Origin of the sequence: Rossellomorea vietnamensis (assembly GCF_008180615.1) — a bacterium.
GTDB lineage: Bacteria > Bacillota > Bacilli > Bacillales > Bacillaceae_B > Rossellomorea > Rossellomorea vietnamensis_D.
Genome location: NZ_VTEH01000003.1, coordinates 146,290 through 163,510, shown reverse-complemented (window position 1 = coordinate 163,510; position 17,221 = coordinate 146,290). Strand labels below are relative to the sequence as shown.

19 protein-coding genes are annotated in these 17,221 nt (G+C 40.9%); 4 read left to right on the top strand and 15 right to left on the bottom strand.

What is annotated here, in order from left to right:
- Positions 1 to 114: 114 nt before the first annotated feature.
- From FZC79_RS06120 to prsW, 5 genes are all read right to left on the bottom strand, one after another.
- Positions 115 to 306 carry a YpfB family protein gene (locus FZC79_RS06120; protein WP_148945938.1) on the bottom strand — a complete coding sequence of 64 codons (192 nt, stop codon included), beginning with the start codon at positions 304 to 306 and terminating at the stop codon, positions 115 to 117.
- Between the two features lie 136 nt (positions 307 to 442).
- On the bottom strand, positions 443 to 1,093 hold the full coding sequence (locus tag FZC79_RS06115; RefSeq protein ID WP_148945937.1) for a flagellar brake protein: 651 nt from the start codon (positions 1,091 to 1,093) through the stop codon (positions 443 to 445).
- A 341-nt stretch (positions 1,094 to 1,434) separates the two neighbouring features.
- Complete coding sequence (gene ypeB / locus FZC79_RS06110; protein ID WP_148945936.1) at positions 1,435 to 2,781, bottom strand: germination protein YpeB; 1,347 nt, start codon at positions 2,779 to 2,781, stop codon at positions 1,435 to 1,437.
- Between the two features lie 14 nt (positions 2,782 to 2,795).
- Positions 2,796 to 3,614, bottom strand: a complete 819-nt coding sequence (sleB, locus tag FZC79_RS06105) for a spore cortex-lytic enzyme (protein ID WP_435873930.1) — start codon at positions 3,612 to 3,614, stop codon at positions 2,796 to 2,798.
- A 360-nt stretch (positions 3,615 to 3,974) separates the two neighbouring features.
- Complete coding sequence (gene prsW, locus FZC79_RS06100) at positions 3,975 to 4,664, bottom strand: glutamic-type intramembrane protease PrsW (RefSeq protein ID WP_148945934.1); 690 nt, start codon at positions 4,662 to 4,664, stop codon at positions 3,975 to 3,977.
- Between the two features lie 110 nt (positions 4,665 to 4,774).
- On the opposite strand from prsW, the gene FZC79_RS06095 reads away from it, so the two are divergent.
- A complete protein-coding gene (locus FZC79_RS06095) occupies positions 4,775 to 5,755 on the top strand; it encodes an asparaginase (protein ID WP_148945933.1) in 981 nt (326 codons plus the stop codon).
- Positions 5,756 to 5,989: 234 nt separating this feature from the next.
- Here FZC79_RS06095 and FZC79_RS06085 read toward each other — a convergent pair whose 3' ends face one another.
- From FZC79_RS06085 to FZC79_RS06055, 7 genes are all read right to left on the bottom strand, one after another.
- Positions 5,990 to 6,952 (bottom strand): YpdA family putative bacillithiol disulfide reductase, encoded by a 963-nt coding sequence (locus FZC79_RS06085; RefSeq protein WP_148945932.1) that lies wholly within the window; start codon positions 6,950 to 6,952, stop codon positions 5,990 to 5,992.
- Positions 6,953 to 7,329: 377 nt separating this feature from the next.
- A complete protein-coding gene (locus tag FZC79_RS06080; protein ID WP_148945931.1) occupies positions 7,330 to 8,607 on the bottom strand; it encodes a Glu/Leu/Phe/Val family dehydrogenase in 1,278 nt (425 codons plus the stop codon).
- A gap of 379 nt (positions 8,608 to 8,986) precedes the next feature.
- Positions 8,987 to 9,541: an adaptor protein MecA gene (locus tag FZC79_RS06075; protein WP_148945930.1), complete on the bottom strand. Its 555-nt coding sequence runs from the start codon at positions 9,539 to 9,541 to the stop codon at positions 8,987 to 8,989.
- Positions 9,542 to 10,374: 833 nt separating this feature from the next.
- Entirely contained in the window at positions 10,375 to 11,280 is a 906-nt protein-coding gene (locus tag FZC79_RS06070; protein WP_148945929.1) for a MerR family transcriptional regulator, read from the bottom strand.
- Positions 11,281 to 11,362: 82 nt separating this feature from the next.
- On the bottom strand, positions 11,363 to 12,133 hold the full coding sequence (locus FZC79_RS06065; RefSeq protein ID WP_148945928.1) for a metallophosphoesterase: 771 nt from the start codon (positions 12,131 to 12,133) through the stop codon (positions 11,363 to 11,365).
- The gene (locus FZC79_RS06060; RefSeq protein WP_148945927.1) at positions 12,127 to 12,510 is read right to left on the bottom strand and encodes a hypothetical protein; all 384 of its coding nucleotides are present in this window, start codon (positions 12,508 to 12,510) and stop codon (positions 12,127 to 12,129) included. The genes FZC79_RS06065 and FZC79_RS06060 overlap by 7 nt, the downstream gene beginning before the upstream one ends.
- Positions 12,511 to 12,557: 47 nt before the next feature.
- A complete protein-coding gene (locus FZC79_RS06055) occupies positions 12,558 to 13,190 on the bottom strand; it encodes a CBS domain-containing protein (protein ID WP_148945926.1) in 633 nt (210 codons plus the stop codon).
- Positions 13,191 to 13,345: 155 nt separating this feature from the next.
- On the opposite strand from FZC79_RS06055, the gene FZC79_RS06050 reads away from it, so the two are divergent.
- Genes FZC79_RS06050 through cotJC form a run of 3 tightly spaced genes read left to right on the top strand, consistent with a single transcriptional unit; the run spans position 13,346 to position 14,430 of the window.
- A complete protein-coding gene (locus tag FZC79_RS06050; RefSeq protein ID WP_113928680.1) occupies positions 13,346 to 13,564 on the top strand; it encodes a spore coat associated protein CotJA in 219 nt (72 codons plus the stop codon).
- Between the two features lie 5 nt (positions 13,565 to 13,569).
- A complete protein-coding gene (locus tag FZC79_RS06045; protein ID WP_148945925.1) occupies positions 13,570 to 13,830 on the top strand; it encodes a spore coat protein CotJB in 261 nt (86 codons plus the stop codon).
- Between the two features lie 30 nt (positions 13,831 to 13,860).
- Positions 13,861 to 14,430 carry a spore coat protein CotJC gene (gene cotJC, locus FZC79_RS06040; protein ID WP_148938645.1) on the top strand — a complete coding sequence of 190 codons (570 nt, stop codon included), beginning with the start codon at positions 13,861 to 13,863 and terminating at the stop codon, positions 14,428 to 14,430.
- 193 nt (positions 14,431 to 14,623) lie between these two features.
- Here the strand turns inward: cotJC and FZC79_RS06035 are convergent, their stop codons facing one another.
- The 3 genes from FZC79_RS06035 to FZC79_RS06025 all read right to left on the bottom strand — a co-directional run bounded on the left by FZC79_RS06035 (position 14,624) and on the right by FZC79_RS06025 (position 17,178).
- Positions 14,624 to 15,079: a DUF2663 family protein gene (locus FZC79_RS06035; protein WP_148946133.1), complete on the bottom strand. Its 456-nt coding sequence runs from the start codon at positions 15,077 to 15,079 to the stop codon at positions 14,624 to 14,626.
- Between the two features lie 371 nt (positions 15,080 to 15,450).
- Positions 15,451 to 16,599 carry a glycosyltransferase family 4 protein gene (locus FZC79_RS06030; protein ID WP_148945924.1) on the bottom strand — a complete coding sequence of 383 codons (1,149 nt, stop codon included), beginning with the start codon at positions 16,597 to 16,599 and terminating at the stop codon, positions 15,451 to 15,453.
- A gap of 51 nt (positions 16,600 to 16,650) precedes the next feature.
- Complete coding sequence (locus tag FZC79_RS06025) at positions 16,651 to 17,178, bottom strand: phosphatase PAP2 family protein (protein ID WP_148945923.1); 528 nt, start codon at positions 17,176 to 17,178, stop codon at positions 16,651 to 16,653.
- Between the last annotated feature and the right edge of the window lie 43 nt (positions 17,179 to 17,221).

Below are 17,221 nucleotides of genomic sequence, written 5' to 3'. Positions count from 1 at the left end.
CTGATTATTATTTGTTCCGTAGAGTCATGCGGTGCAGCCGCGGGTAACATAATTATAGTTTTCCACAGAGGTTGATTTTATGAATTTCAAAAGCAACAAAAAAAGAGAGAGTCATCAGTCTCCCTCTGTGCTGTTATTCAATACTTCGATGATTTCAGAATGCTCCTGCTTGTTGACTCCTTCATAAAAGGCCAATTTATTCATTTCCGGCAGAAATTGAAAGGCATGGACAGCTATTTGAATAACGAGAAGCAGAATAAAATGAAAAAATGCGAGTTTAATAATAATTCGTTCGACTGCTTTCATTTTTATCTTCCATTCTTTTAGGTTTACTAAAAGTATGGGTTATCCTGATATTTTTTATTCTTTTCTTCATACTTTTCATTAACTACTTATCCCCATTGGCCTTCACTTCTCCACAACCTAACTGTTTTTTCTAACCTTAATACTCAACCAGCCCTTTATTTCTTAAGGAAAGCTGCCTCTCAAAACAAAAACGAAGGATGTTCTGCTGTTGATTGTCTTTAAGTTCGTTGAATTCGAGTGAAGCAATCCTGCCGGATCCCTTATCCCAGACTCTGACGACTTTGCCGGGAACATTGAAATAATGATATTCCCCTGTCTGCATGAGCAGCACCAGTATAATCTCCACTTCCATTCCTGCCTCATACCTATGGTCTTTATGAACCTTGACCGCGCAGCCTCCTGCACTGAGGTCTGTTGTGATGGTCGTGTAAGAGGCTGATGGGGTAATGACAGCTGCATCCACCGAAGTTTCAACCCGTACAAACTGCCTTCGCTGTACCTTAACCAATTCACCATCGCCTGGATAGTGGAGGCAGATCATCGGAATATTGCTTTTCTTTCTTCCAGTGACTTCTGTTTGAAAAGAAAAGACAGTATTTTCATTATAAACAAAGCTTACTTTCAGCTGGGTTCCATCAATCAAAAACACAGTCCTTTCCGTTTCCGTATGAACAGGGTAATCAATATATAGCTTAGAGTCTTTGAATTCAACGGCTTTACATCTGAACTTTTCGGCTTTATCCGTCTGGATTGGTTCTAACGTCAAAGTGGTACCTATTTTTAACATAACTACACTTCCTATACGTTTGCAGCATTTCAAGCTGTGATGAGATTTTTTCAAAATTCAACCAATAAATTCTTATAGGTATATTATGTCATGATTTTTTTATTTCTGCCATAGTTTTTATGAGTTTGTACCTATTTGATTTGTATGCCATGAAATTCTACCTGAAACACCACAACCCATACAGCCCTCACCCCGGCTTGGATACTTTTCTCACGTAAAACCACCCAGGTTATGCAGCCGCCAGCCGCTTACGAATCTGCACCTCCGCCGCCTGAGGCTCACCTGGTTTATAGAATGAACAAAAACCAGGCAGCTGGTCCAACCTGCTGCCTGGTTTTCTCTTACACCGTTTCTTCAAATATTGGTTCAGCATTCTTCAGCTTCTCTACTTTTTCTTCAATGGCACTGTCTGCGTTAATAAAAATTCTGTAAGTGTCATTTCCTAGCATTCCTAAGAATTCATAGCATAATACTTCTTCATTCAGATCATTGACAATGACTGCCAGTCTGTCTTCCATAATTTTTACCTTCGGGTTAATTTTACCCTCTGCTTCACTCTTGCTGATCTGCGGTTCAGGTATTTCCCGGTCCTGATGATTTTTCAGGAATTCCTCCGCTGCAAATCCGATTACCTGGCCATTATCAAGTGCCACCTTCAGCTTTAATGCATCCGGATAAACGCGCACTCCATCAATAATAGTGACAAAAGTAAACGTTCCGACATTGTCATACTGTGCACTTTCAAACAATTCCATATCTTTGAACTCATTGTCTTTAAGGAACGATACGGCTTTATTCGCCGCTTCATTCAAACCAATGTTGTTTTCTTTCACTTCACGGTTATGAATAAAGTAAATCGGGTAACCGCCCTTCTTAGTCACATCCATACTTGCTTCGCTGTCCGTGTTTTGCATAGAAACACTATAAAACCCGAAGTTTGCGCCTTTTCCATTCTCGGTTACTTTCACTTCTTTTACATCCTTGATTTCTGTGTATTTCTTCATAATATCGACAGCTTTTTGTTTAGAAATCGGTTCACCTTTTAAGTTCTTATAATCATCATTTTTCTTTTGAGTGTTGACGAACGTAGGTCCTCCAAAATTGGCTTCATCGTACCCGTCAACCGTCTTTTCAACCGTTTTAAAACCGTCGATGATCGTATTGTCAGCCTGTTCTTCACCAGTAGCCAGCGCCAGCTCGACATCCATCCAGCGAAGATTGTTCTCGATGACTAGATGCTGAACATTCCTTAACTCTTTTTGAATATCTGCACTTTGCTCATACAGTTTTTGCAGGGTATTGTATTCATCATCAGACAGGGGCTCTTTATCCAAGTCCCTTACTGCAGCCCTGTAACTGAAATCACCGATATTCGCTAAAAATTCTTCTGTTTTGTTGAATGGAAGAAGCGTAAGCGGGAGCTGCCCGACATCACTATGTGCCTGAGAAGTCAGCCTCCATACATCTGCTAGTTCAGGCGAGAGTGAATTCCTTGAATTCATCGCAAGTGTAGTTCCTATTTTGTCATGCAATAAATCGATTTGGTAGGTCAACTCATGAAATGCACGCTGATAATTATTCTCAGCGTTAATGAGTATAGCGTTTTTCTCTTGATGTTCCTGATAACCCCAGTAAGCTGTTCCTGCTACTCCGATCGTCAGAACTGCAATCAATATACCTCGTATCAATTCTATTCACCTCTTTAGTTACAGAATATGTGTTTTCCAATTTTTTTGATTTGAGGTCTTGTCCAGATCCATTTACTAGTGGCGGTGACAGGGTTAAAGTAATACTGAGCGTTCTCTGAAGGGTCCCATCCCTGAATGGCATCCATCACTGCTTCTTTCGCTTTTTCATTTGGTGTGAGCCAGATTTGTCCATCTGCAACTGCTGTAAATGCACCCGGTTCAAAAATGACGCCTGAAACTGTATTTGGAAATGATGGACTGTCGATTCTATTTAAAATGACTGCAGCAACTGCAACCTGCCCTTCATACGGTTCACCCCTGGCTTCACCATAAACCGCATTGGCCATGAGCTGAATATCATTCTGCGAAAATCCGTTCGGCATATTGACAGCAGTGGGCTGTTTTGGCTGCTCTGCCTGCTGTGGAGGAGTTCCCTGCTTGGCCGGGGTACCGCCGCCACCTTGTCCGCCGCCTTTCGACTGGCTGGATAAATCGGTTCCGCCATAATGGCTGAAATCCTTGCCTTGATTAATTTGTTTCTTCACAAAATCTTTATTATATTTGGATGCTTTGACAAGTTTATCTTTTGTTTCCTGCCCGGCAAGTCCGTCGATGGGCAGCCCGAATTCATACTGAAAGTTCCTTAGAGCCCAGTATGTACCCCAGCCGAACACCCCGTCGATTTTTCCATTATAGTAGCCGACGTACTGCAAGCGCGATTGAAGTTCGATAACATCCTCGCCAGTTGCTCCTTTTTGGATCACCTGATTGGAAAATGCCTCAGCGTGGTCAATCTCGCCCTTGAATGATAAAGTTGTTAATATAAGTACCATGAGCAGAAAGACCGTTAACAACTTGATACGTTTTTTCATCATACTACCCTCCAAATCTTGTATTAACATTAAGGCTAGTTTCTGTAGTAAAATCCATTTTATACATACTCAGGTGTTCTATTTCCGTTTAGGAATGATAAGGAACAAAAGCGGAAGCGCCTTGTCCAGCCCCGACAGGCAAATGTTCTCAAGAGAAAAAAAGGCGGTCTTCCCTTTTATTCTCTTGAGGTTATTTGACCCCGAGGGGCTAGGCGCTGCAGCTGGCCGCACATCAAATACTTAAAAGTTATCCACAAATGTAGATTCTAATTTCCTTTGCAATCAAAAAGGCCCCCATTCAGTCTTTACTGAATAAGAGGCCTATATTGAGATCTTTTTATTGATATCATTTTGGTCATAATGTGAAGTGGTCATGCGGTGGGCGCTCTTGATTTTCCTAATTCCGGTCCACCATAGAAACAGCATGAAGGGAATCATGTAGAAGATCCAATTCTTACCTGAACCAAGGATAAAATCATAGGTCCCATGCAAAATGAATGGAAGAAAGAAAGAGATGAAGATACTTCTCCATTTCATTTTTTCGCCCGCAAATTTTGCTTTGCCGAGATAATACCCCATTAGTACACCAAATAATGCGTGTGCGGATACAGGAAGCAGCGCTCTTCCAATGGCGAATTCAACTCCATGTGCTACAAGATATAAAATATTTTCAACAGTAGCGAAACCAAGCGAGACACTTGCTCCATAAATAATTCCATCGTAGGGGTCGTTGAATTCAACATGCTGAAAGACTGCAAAAAACAATATGAACCATTTAAAGAATTCTTCTAAAAGCCCTGCGGAAAAATAAGCATGAATCCATGGTGAAGAAACAACGGCCTCTGCCTGCAGTACATATTGCAGGAACATGAGGGGAAAAGTCAGAATTGCACCATACATAAACGTCTTAATGATGAAGGAAACCGGTTCTGATTCAAATTCATCACGCAGATAGAAATAGCTGAGCAGTGCCAGCCCCGGTGCAAAACCAGCTGATAAAATCACCAGCATATAATTTGTCCTCTTTTCTTTCTGTTTTCTTAATCGTATCATGTAGAAGGAAGAAAGAAAATATCAGAATGCAATTACATAAATATATTCGAAGGAGATGAAGATTATTTATGAAAAAATATATAGTAGTCATACATACAGGCGGGACCATTTCCATGATGGAAGATGCGGCCACCGGTTCAGTCCAGCCCAGTGAAGAAAATCCTTTGTCCGCACATTCTTCATCCCTGAGCCAGCTGGCTGACATAACAGTAAAGGAAGCATTTCACCTGCCTTCCCCGCACATAACACCAGATCATATGCTGCAGCTGAAAAAGATCATTGAAGAAGAATACAAGAAAAACAAAATTCAAGGAGTTGTCATTACGCACGGAACCGATACTCTTGAGGAGACAGCTTATTTTCTCGATTTAACTGTCGACTTGCCCATTTCCGTTGTGGTAACCGGCGCCATGCGGTCGAGCAATGAGATTGGCGCAGATGGACTTTATAACCTTCTCTCTTCGGTTAAGGTAGCATCTAATGAAGACTCTGCTGACAAAGGCGTTCTCGTCGTCCTGAATGATGAAATCCATTCTGCTAAAAATGTAACCAAAACCCATACAAGCAATGTTTCCACCTTTCAAAGCCCGCAATATGGTCCCATAGGAATTGTCACTAAGCGCGGAGTGATTTTTCACCATAAACCTACGTCACTTGAGAAATATCCTGTGAAATCTGTTTCTAAGAAAATTGCTCTTATAAAAGCACATGCCGGTATGGATTCAGCCCTGTTGTCTGCTTTGAAGGACCTTCAATTTGACGGAGTAATTATAGAAGCGCTGGGTCAGGGAAATCTTCCTCCAGGCGCTGTAGAGGGAGTGGAGTCTCTTCTGCGCTCTGAAATCCCTGTGATTCTTGTTTCCAGGTGCTTTAACGGCATCGCCCAGGATATATACGGGTATGCAGGGGGAGGAAAACAACTTAAAGAAATGGGTGTGATTTTCTCAAACGGCTTAAATGGGCAAAAGGCCCGAATGAAACTGCTTGTAGCCTTGTCAACCGCCAATGCACCAAGCTTAAAAGAACTTGAAGATATCTTTAAAAATTAATTGATTTAAGAACAAAAGCGGAAGCGCCTTGATCAGCCCCGACAGGCAAATGTTCCTCAGAGAATCAACGGTGCTATTTCCTTTTATTTCTCTGAGGTTTATTTGACCCCGAGGGGCTTGGCGCTAAAGCTGGGCGTGGATAATTTATCAATAAATTATCCACAGAGGATGTTTTAATAATTTCCTAAGCAAAGACGAAGGCCGGAAACCTGTTACCTGGTTTCCGGCCTTTTATTAGGAATTCTTTATGGCATCTGCTATTATCCCGCCATGAAAGCGGCCGTTTTCAATGAAGATTTCATTCGCATTGTTCCCAGCCGCTATCACACCGGCAATGTAAATCCCTTCTACGTTTGTCTCCATTGTATCAGGGTTAAATTCCGGCCTTCCCGTTTCCTGGTCAATGTTCACGCCCATCTTAGTAAGAAATGAATGATCAGGATGGTACCCGATCATTGCAAATACAAAATCATTCTTTATCTCTTTGGATACACCTGCCGCCGTATAGTTTACTTTGTGATGAGTGATGGATTCTACTTCTGCTTCAAACTCCATCATCACTTTCCCGTTTTTGACCAAAGCTTCGAACTCAGGCAGAATCCAAGGTTTGATACTGCTGGAATAATTACTGCCCCGGTAAATGACCGTAACACGAGCACCTGCTTTTTCTAATTCTATGGCTGCATCAACGGCGGAATTCTTGCCTCCAATGACTGCCACATCAGTATCAAAATACGGGTGGGCCTCTTTGAAGTAATGGTGTACCTTTTCAAGGTCGCCCCCTTCTGTATCTAATTTATTAGGGTGATCATAATATCCAGTGGCAATGATGACCTTCCGGGTTTGATACTGGTCTTTGGAAGTTTTAACAGAAAACCGGCCGTCATCTAACTTGAATACAGCCTCCACTTCTTCAAATCGATTTATCCTTAAATCATGCATTTTTACCACTTCACGATAATAGACCAATGCCTGGTTCCGTTTTGGTTTATGCTGTTCGATTATAAAGGGCACATTTCCGATTGCCAGCTTCTCACTTGAACTGAAGAATGTCTGGTGGGTAGGGTAGTTGTAGATAGCATTGACCACATTGCCCTTTTCAATAATTAACGGATCTATCCCAATCTTCTTTAATTCAATAGCAGCTGACAATCCGCAGGGACCTCCGCCGACTATAATGCACTCTTCTTGTCTCATTGCCTTCACTCCTCTTGAGGTCGTTCATCACTATTCACTAATCTATATCATAACTAATTTACTTATTAATAAAAAATTCTCCCACCATAATATGATAGGAGAATTTTAGCGGAGATGCAAAACATTAGGTGTCAGCAAAAATGATTTTAATAATGATGTAAGTTGTTTTTTAAAAGGCTTTGCTGCTATTTCACACTAGTTCCGAAAAAATAATCGTAATTCACAGCTATAACCTCGTAAACAGGAAGAGAAAAGAGCTGCTCTTCCCGATTAGAAAGTAATAACTCCGAAAGCAACACTATATGCAAAAACAGCCTTTTTTATATCCGGAAAATTAAAAAGGAGGATGCCTTTATAAAGACATCCTCCCTTACAAATCAAATCCAGCCCCTGAATCTGCTGGCTTCTGCCATTTTTCTAACGCCTACCATGTAAGCTGCCAGCCTCATGTCCACTCGGCGGGTATGAGCAGCTTCATATACATTGTTGAAGGAAGCCACAAGAATCCTTTCAAGCTTTTCTTCGACTTCTTCTTCTGTCCAGTAGTATCCTTGATTGTTTTGTACCCACTCAAAGTAAGAAACTGTCACTCCACCTGAAGAAGCCAATACATCCGGCACTAGCAGGATTCCCCGCTCTGTAAGGATCTTGGTAGCCTCAAGTGTAGTAGGGCCATTTGCCGCTTCAACAACGATACCCGCGCGGATATTTGCTGCATTTTCTTCTGTGATCTGGTTCTCGATTGCTGCCGGAACCAGGATATCACAATCAAGTTCCAGCAATTCTTTATTTGATATAGTATTGTTGAAGAGCTTTGTAACCGTTCCGAAACTGTCGCGCCTGTCCAGCAAATAATCAATGTCCAAACCATTTGGGTCATGAAGGCCGCCATATGCATCCGAGATACCAATGACTTTAGCTCCTGCATCATGCATGAACTTCGCGAGGAAACTTCCTGCATTACCAAATCCTTGAACGACGACTCTCGCTCCTTCAATATCAATGCCTTTCTTCTTAGCTGCTTCCCTGATACATATTGTTACCCCTTTGGCAGTCGCTGTTTCCCGGCCATGCGACCCTCCAAGGACCAGTGGCTTTCCTGTAATAAATCCTGGCGAATTGAATTCATCTATCCGGCTGTATTCATCCATCATCCACGCCATGATTTGTGAGTTAGTGAAAACGTCAGGAGCCGGAATATCTTTTGTAGGCCCCACAATTTGGCTTATGGCGCGGACATAACCGCGGCTCAATCTTTCCAATTCCCTGAAGGACATATCGCGGGGATCACAGATGATTCCTCCTTTTCCTCCACCATATGGAAGATCAACAATTCCACATTTAAGGCTCATCCAGATGGAAAGAGCTTTAACTTCTTTTTCAGTCACATTCGGATGGAAGCGGATCCCGCCTTTCGTAGGGCCGACCGCATCATTATGCTGTGCACGGTAACCAGTAAACACTTTTATTTTTCCATCGTCCATTCGGACAGGTATTTTAACTGTAAGCATTCTCAATGGCTCTTTAAGAAGCTCGAATACTTCATCTGAATATCCCAGTTTTTCCAGAGCTAGCTGAATTACGGTTTGAGTTGATTTCAGTACATCATTTTTATCTTCAGGATTGTTGCTTGCTGCATCTTTCTCGGCTACCATTAGTAAACCTCCCAGTTTGTTCACTGTATTTCACTGTATTACGGAAACACGTCCGTCTTTACAAGCAATAGTATACACGTTAGATATGGTGTTGCAAAGATACTAAAATAAAAAAAGTTCAATTTATTGAAAACGCTGTCATCCCTGCTGAATGCCTTATCTTTCTATTTCTTCTTCCATTAGTTTTTTACCCGAAAGAGTTCTTCATATTCGTAATAATGAATGTTTTTATTGGATTACCCTGAATTTTGGGGAATCCCGTTAAAATGTTCAATCTTTTATAGTAAAGGACAAAAGCTGAAACGCACGGTCCAACTCCTATTCAAGAGCAGGACTGCACAAAAAAGGAGGCTGTACTTCCTGCCCCCAAAACGTTCCTTTATTGAAAATATTGCAACAGAGTTTCTCTGCATGTTTTGTCTATGATTTTACTTCCATATTCCTTCAATGTATATATGGTTTCACTTGCCTTTTCCCCATATTCTTCTGCTAAAGGCGCCAGCCTTTCGCTTCCTCCATAAACCTCCAAAAAATAGCTTTCTCCCTTGGAATAAAGAGAGATTTCCTCATAGTCTCCGCAGTTCAGGCGGTAAGTAAAGGCCAAAACATCCTCAAACAACCCAAACTTATATAACAGAAGATCTTCATCCACTATTTCCTTTTCCTTAAAAGGATCATCTTCAAAGAAACCTTCTTCACTCAATGTCAATATCAAAACCATCTCACTGGCGTTAACTGAATTGATTTCAACTGTAACTGTGCTTTCAAGATCGATTCCGTATTCATCGTACATTTCATCCATCAATCCTTCGAAAAATTCATGCCAGACCAATGAATCTTTCCATTGGTCATCCTCGAGGATACCTTTCATTTCTAATTCGGCTATACTTATGGAAAACTTTACTGTATTACTCGATAACCTCTCAAGCTTCATTTTTCCGCCCCCTGAGTATGAATGGTTACCAACATAGTATGTAAGAGGAAAAAGAAGGTTCGCAAATTGCCGGAGGATGTATTTAGAGGCAATCAATGCTTCAAAGAAAGGTGATGAATGGATCCCTGCGTATAAAAAGAAACAGCTCAAACAGTAACGGGTTCTGTTTTAAAGTACAAACTTCTAATTAGCCAAAGAAAAGGTTAAGTTATTCGTACCCGAAAACAATGTCTATTGATTTCCACTTCAGGTGTGTGACTCCGCGGGGCGTGCGGTGAAGTAAAAGCGGAAGCGGCCGTTCAGCGACGTACAGATTTTAGGGCTCTCGTATGAGATAAAGGAATCACGAAGAGCGATAGCGATTCGATGATGACTTATCTTTATAAAGTGGAATGGCCCCGCTCAGCGGCGTACGGACTGGACTGACTCCGCATGAGATAAAGGAAACACAACAAACGTAGTGAGTTGATGTTGACTTATCGCAGACGCACGCTAGTCCCGCAGGAAGTCACGCACCTTCCGTTCCAATCAAATTATTGTTAGATTTTTAATAATTAACTACTCTCCTATATATTAGTATTAGGATTGAAAGTATATAGGAAATTGTGCCACAAATTTTGCAGAACAAAAAGTTCTGTCATTTGCTATTTAGGGGTACATTTTGTATTACCTATTGAACAGATTTACCAGCATGAATACCCTTAAATCAACAAAAAAGGAGTGCCTAAATCAATGCGATTTGACATTCCTTTTTATTTAAAGTTGTTAATTTGGTTCTCGAAAACAGAACCCGTTACTCAAACGGAACCTATCGTTTGAGCCGGTGGCCATCTTTATAGATTTGTCTTCAACCAGGTGTCCCAGTCTTCCCTGCTTGATCCTACTAGGTTTTCCTTATATGCTTCTTTAATACGCTGAGGCAGCGAGTTGACGGCAAGGCCTCCGATGCCTACATGCACGAAGTCTTTCGTTTTCTGCAGCTGATCGATAACACCAAGTGTCTGGTCGATATTTTCCCTCATTGTACAAGATAAAAAAAGAAAACGGGGTTTCACGGTATCAATGACCACTTCCATATCTTCTTCCTTGATGCTGGATCCAAGATAAATCACTTCAAAGCCCTTCCGTCTCACATAAAGCGTAAACATGAGAAGCCCAAGCTCATGGTGTTCATTCGGTCCACACACGGCTATTACTTTAGGCAGCAGTCCGTTATGAGGGAATGTCTGCATAAGATTTGATATGCGGGCCCTTAATACAGCAGTGGCAAAATGTTCATGGGCAGTCGTAATTTGATTGTGCTCCCATAGATCACCGATTCTGACAAGCAATGTCCCTAGAACATCAATGACCACTTTATCAATTGTATACATTGAAAATGCCCTGTTCATCAACTGATGGGCCTTGGTCTCATCAAAATTCAGCAGAGACTGCATTAATTCCTCCGTTAAGTCGTCTACCCTGTTGCCGGTGGGGCTTGCTGTATCTGTTTCTTCTGTGAGGCCCTGCTTGTCCAGAAGCGAAACCGCCTGGCTGATGGTAAAGCCCTGTTCCACTTTGCCTACCAGCCATTTTAATACTCGTAAATGTTCTTCTGAATATAAACGGTGTCCGGATTCATTCCGGACAGGCGCAATCATCTTATATCTTCTTTCCCATGCTCTTAGAGTTCCCGGCTGGATACCAAGCATTTTGGAAATAGCTTTAATATTATATTTTCCTTCAGATTGCTTTGTCATTTCAAATCCTCCAAATGTACCATGTATTAAAATTATAATGGAGTGATTTACAACTGTAAAATTAAAGTACTCCTCTAACTCTCTATGATTTTCCTTTTATTGTAATTAAATGGGTTTCAGGGGGTGCACCGAGCCTCAGTGGTAATGCTGTCGTACCATAGCCATTGCTTATGAGGATTGTCGTCCCAGCCACATTGCTGATTTCTCCTTTTTTATACATACCAAATCCAAAGATACGTATTTGCCCTCCATGAGTATGCCCGCTCAGCATTAAACTGATATTGTGCTGCTTATTTAATTTCTTTATTGTGTCAGGGTTGTGGGCCAAGAAGATTCGGAATGTTTTTTCAGGAACATTCTCAAATGCTTTTTCCACATTGTCCCTTCCTAAGCTGAGATCTTCCGTACCAATCAAGGCAATCGAATGTTCATAACCTGTTTTAAGGAGTACAGATGAATTTTCCAGCACTGTGACACCCAAGCTCTTTAATAAATTCCGGAATTCCTTAATGCCCGCTTCATAATCATTGTTACCCCATATAAAGTATACAGGTCCTGCTTTTTTCAGTTTATGGATATTTTCACTGACGCGGTCAAATGAGACACCTTTTTCGGTCAGGTCTCCCCCAATGACAACTAAATCCGTTTTGTCTTTAACTTTCTCGATGAGGCTGTCATGTATCGCCCTTCTATGGACGTCCGAAATAAAGAAAATACTCAGCGGCGAAGCATTCTCTGGATAATTTTCAAAGGAAAGCTCATTTATTTTAACCTTATTAAGAAATGCTTCTCTCAGCATATATAACAGCAGTAATAAACCACTGACTAATACTATTCCAATAAACACTACCATGGAGCCCTCCTGCTCTCTGAAAAATCTACAGAAAGCATACCATAAAACAGAGCCAAACATAAAAATAAGAGTGTCTGCCATATCCCGATTGTACTAAGAAAGCAGAGTCCGGCTATATGCAGCGGTATGGCCAGAACCTCAAAAGAATACTCTCCCTGAAAAAAATGGGCCAGCAAAAAGAATTCTTTTTTGATCAGGTCGGCATTTACAAGTACACCCGCCATAAAGGCAATTGAAGAAGCAAAGAACTGAATAGGATTTAACACAAGCTTCACGATGATATCTGAGAAGCTTAATAATTCAATGACAGGGCACCACATTATAAAAAGATACCCTGTTACTAAGGACATGAAAATCTTAAGTATATAAACCAGCAAAAAAATCCCTCCCATAAATCTTATGAGAGGGATCTTTTTTAATGAATTCAGTCTTCGGTAATATCTAAAATCCGGAAACCAGATTTCTCCAGTTTTTTCAAAAACTTATCGACATTGTCTTTCTTTTCAATCTTCAGTACAATTCTTCGCAGCAGTTTATCCGTCGCATCAAATGTGACCAAAGAAATAACGGATTCATGATGCTGCTGGATGATCTCGCCTAAACGCGCGATCCGGCCTTCTGTTTCTACTGAAGTAAAGGCAATCCTGATTCCTTCACGGTGCATGCCGAAAGCACTTTGGAACTGTTCAAGAATATCATAACGCGTAACGAGTCCAAGAAATCTGTTATCCTCATCCACTACGGACAAAATCGGGAAGTCCTGTAATTCAAGCAGGGTTTTCTCAAACATTTCATCTCCGACCAGATACTTATCATGGTGAGTAACAATGTCCTTAACTAGGGTTTCTTTAACGAAATCGGCTTTTAATTTTTCTGAAGAGAAAAAGTTTTGATAAATATTATATCGTGTTACGACTCCAGCATATTGATCTCCTGAAAGAACCGGTACACCATCTATCTGATGATGTTCAAGCACGTCCAAAGCTTTTTCAACAGAATCATTTTCCTGGACAACATAACATTTGTGTTTTGGAATCATTGCACTTTTCACAAACATACCTATCACCTCATTTTAAATTAACTATATTATTATAATTCACCACTCATTCGGTAAATACCTCTTTTTAACGTAGCAAAACTAAAACTTTTGGAATGTATTACTTTGTCATTCATACAATTTAATAGGAATTACTAATTTCTGGAGGGATTGCTTTGCATAGTTTGTATAAAAGCTACAAACCTTATATTTCCCCTTTCGATCCGTGTCCGCCTATTAAAGTAAAAACCTATTCTACTCCTCCCAATCTTTATTTGGGATACCAGCCTCCGGACCTGCCGCAATTCACTCCAAAAGAAGCTTTAAAGGCTGGAACGTTATGGAAGGTATTCTATGACCCATATTACAGTCCTTATGAAAAATACAAGGAGTGATTTCGGTGAAACAAATGCCTGCTGAATATTATCAATTGCTCGAAGAACTGCAGACAGCCGATTTTGTCATCGTCGATCTCACATTATACCTGGATACACATCCTGATGATTCAAATGCCATCCAGCAGTACAACCAGTTCGTCAAACAGCGGAAACAAATAAAAAAAGCTTTTGAGGAAAGGTTTGGCATGCTGACAAATTTCGGGTACAGCTACTCCCGATATCCATACGAATGGCCTGAAGCGCCTTGGCCATGGCAGGTATAAGCTTTATTAACTAGGAGGGAGATCATCTACATGTGGGTTTATGAGAAGAAATTGCAATATCCAGTAAGAGTAAGCACTTGCAACCCCAGACTTGCCAAATACTTAATTGAACAGTACGGAGGTGCTGATGGCGAACTCGCTGCTGCTCTGAGGTATTTAAATCAGCGCTATACTATACCTGACAAAGTCATTGGGCTGCTGACTGACATAGGCACAGAAGAGTTTGCTCATCTGGAAATGATTGCTACGATGATTTATAAACTAACAAAGGACGCAACGCCAGAAATGCTTAAGGAAGCAGGACTGGAACCGCATTATGTGAACCATGACAATGCTTTGTTCTATCATAATGCTGCCGGCGTGCCTTGGACCGCATCTTACATTCAGGCAAAAGGCGATCCGATAGCAGACTTATATGAAGATATTGCTGCTGAGGAAAAAGCCAGAGCTACCTATCAATGGATTATCAACATGAGTGACGACCCAGATTTAAATGACGGTCTTCGTTTCTTGAGGGAAAGAGAAATCGTCCATTCCCAAAGATTCAGGGAAGCTGTTGAAATCCTTAAAGATGAGCGGGACCGAAAGAAAATATTTTAGAACAAACAAAAGCGGAAGCGCCTTGTCCAGCCCCGACAGGCAAATGTTCCTTAGAGAAGAAAAGGAGCTCTTTCCTTTTATTCTCTGAAACTTGTCCACACTGATTAATTTTATAATTTACTAAGCAAGAACAAAGCCTGCATCTATTGCAGGTTCTCTTTCTTTCTGCATAACTCTTAGAGTTTCCTCTGACCTACTTGCTCACATGGTATAAATTGATATCCCACTCTTTTTTCATCAGTTCGTATACTTCATTCCTCTTTTTCCATGAGTCTTCCTTCCATAGGTCTTTGCTCCGATCGATGATTTCACTTCTTAGTGCATGGTACTCTTTTTCAGCTTTTTCTCTTTTCGTATAAAGAACTTTCACTGCACCAAACATCCCGACAAGGAAAAGAAATACATACAAGTGGCTTTCTTTAGAAAAAATGGCAGAGAATACAGCTTCGAAAGAATAAGAATATGGATCAATAATTTTGTTATAGAAGTAATATAGGAAACAGAAAGCAAGAAAGACGCTGCTCCACAGCAGCAGAAGGTGGAGGCGTTTTAACTTGTCCCATTTTTGTTTTTTATCGATTACATTATGCAGCATCTGTTTTGTCGCCAAATCAGTTCTGTCGTTAAGCCTTAAAATATGCGGATTCATCGCCTTCACCTCAAAGTCCATTTATCTTCTGTTATAAATATATGAACTTGTCCTGAAAATAGAAGGGATTATCATGCAGTTTGATATATTTCATCAGCTGCTTACTGCATTTCATCTATTGCAGGCTCGTTAATAAAGTGGCAGGAGTTTATTTTTTATCATTATTTATTTCAGGTCCCTCACTTAGAAAACAATTTTCCCCCTATTTTGTTTTCCAATTAAAAATTCGTTCTTCAATTCATAAATGAAAAAGGGAGCTGTGCCCCCTTCTTTAAAAGTGAATGAAGTATAAAATTTTTTGACTAAAATTAAACAGCGGTTCAATTACAGACTCAGCGCGTGATTGGAGGCTAATAGAGGCGCATGCACTTCTAGGCATGCTGTCTGATCTCTTTATATGCGTCTACTACCTCTCCGTACTCATTGAGCAGCCCGTCAAAGATCCTCTCCCATGATTGCTTTTCGGCAAGCACTCTTGCATGCTGGCCCATTCTTTTCCGCTCGCCTTCATTATTAACCAGATACTCTACTGCCTTAATGAATTCAGAATCGGAATGCGCGGGACATACCAGGCCATTGAAGTTATCTTTAATGATGCCTGTCACTCCTCCTTGATCCGCAACCACTGAAGGAATACCTGAAGCGGATGCTTCGAGTACTACATTACCGAATGTTTCGGTAGGCGAGGGGAAGACAAATAGATCCGATGATGCATAAATTTCAGAAAGCTCATTGCTGTTTAAATAACCTGTCAACGTGACACTTTCTCCCTGCATCTTTTTCTTTACTTCATGATAACAAGGACCATTTCCCGCAATAATCCAATGAACTTGTTCTTTTATGTGCGGGGAGAGTCCTTCTATGGCAGACATCAAGGTGGTGAGATCTTTTTCAGGAGCGAGCCTCCCGGCAAATAGTATAATAAATTTTTTTTGAATGTTATATTTCTCTCTTACTTCACAAGTTCTTTTTTCGGGAGTAAACATTGAACAATCCACTCCTCTCGTCCAGATAGAAAGGTTGCTCAAACCTTGTTGTTCCAGATGCTGCAGTGTTTCTAAGGAAGGCACAAATATTTTCTCACAGTCAGCATGAAACCATTTCATATATTTCCATAAGAAAGGAGAAATCCAAGACATTTTGTAGTAATCAAGATATCGATCAAAATGTGTATGATAAGAGGCTACCAACGGAATTCCCAGCTTCTTGGCGGCATGAAGCCCATACAGACCCATTGTCAAAGGAGTGGCCAGATGAATAAGGTCAGGGGAAAACTCTCTTAGTCTTTTTTCAATTTTTCTAGGGTTGGCAATGGCGGTTCTGCATTCAGGATAGAAAAAGAACGGGAAGCTTGTGTGCTGATGGATATTAGGATAAGTCCGGCCGTCATTCCCTATCTCCGGTACAAATAGTTCAAACTCCACTTCCCTCTTTTTCATGTGATCAGTCAGTCTTTTCAGCGTTCTGGCTACACCATTCACCTGTGGATCATAAGTATCTGAGAAAACAGCGATTCTCAATATTATCCCCTCCTGAATGAAGCTTTTTAGATAACACTCCCAAACCACTTCTTAATAAAACTGTATCAATATCAGTACCGCTGTCACTGTGCCGAGGAAAGACCCCGCCAAGATGTCGCTGGGATAATGGACGCCCAACACCACCCTGGATAAAGCCGTTAACAGGGAAACTGGTAATAGAACCATTATGAGTGCAGGATAATGAATCATAAAGGGTGCTGTAATGGAAAAAACAGCGGTTGTATGTCCTGAAGGAAAAGAATGGTCTTTGAATTGATGGCCATATAAATTAGCATTGGGCAAAGCTGCGTAGGGGCGAATTCTTTTGACAAGCTTCTTGATTCCCGCTGCAATCAAGTGGCTGACCGTTAGTGCAAGCATCGCAATGATAACCGTTTTTCTAAGTAAGGTTCCTTGTTCAGCCAGCAGGTACATAACCAGCATGGCGCTGATTGTGAATCTTGCCCCTCCCAAGTGAGTAATCATATGGAAGAAAGATAAAATAAATCCTTGATGTCCGTTAAAGTGGTAAAACAGGCTTTCATCATAATGAAAAATTCTCGACCTTACCCTTTCCATACGCATCCCCTTTTCTAACTGTTTTCATTATTATTGTATGGGA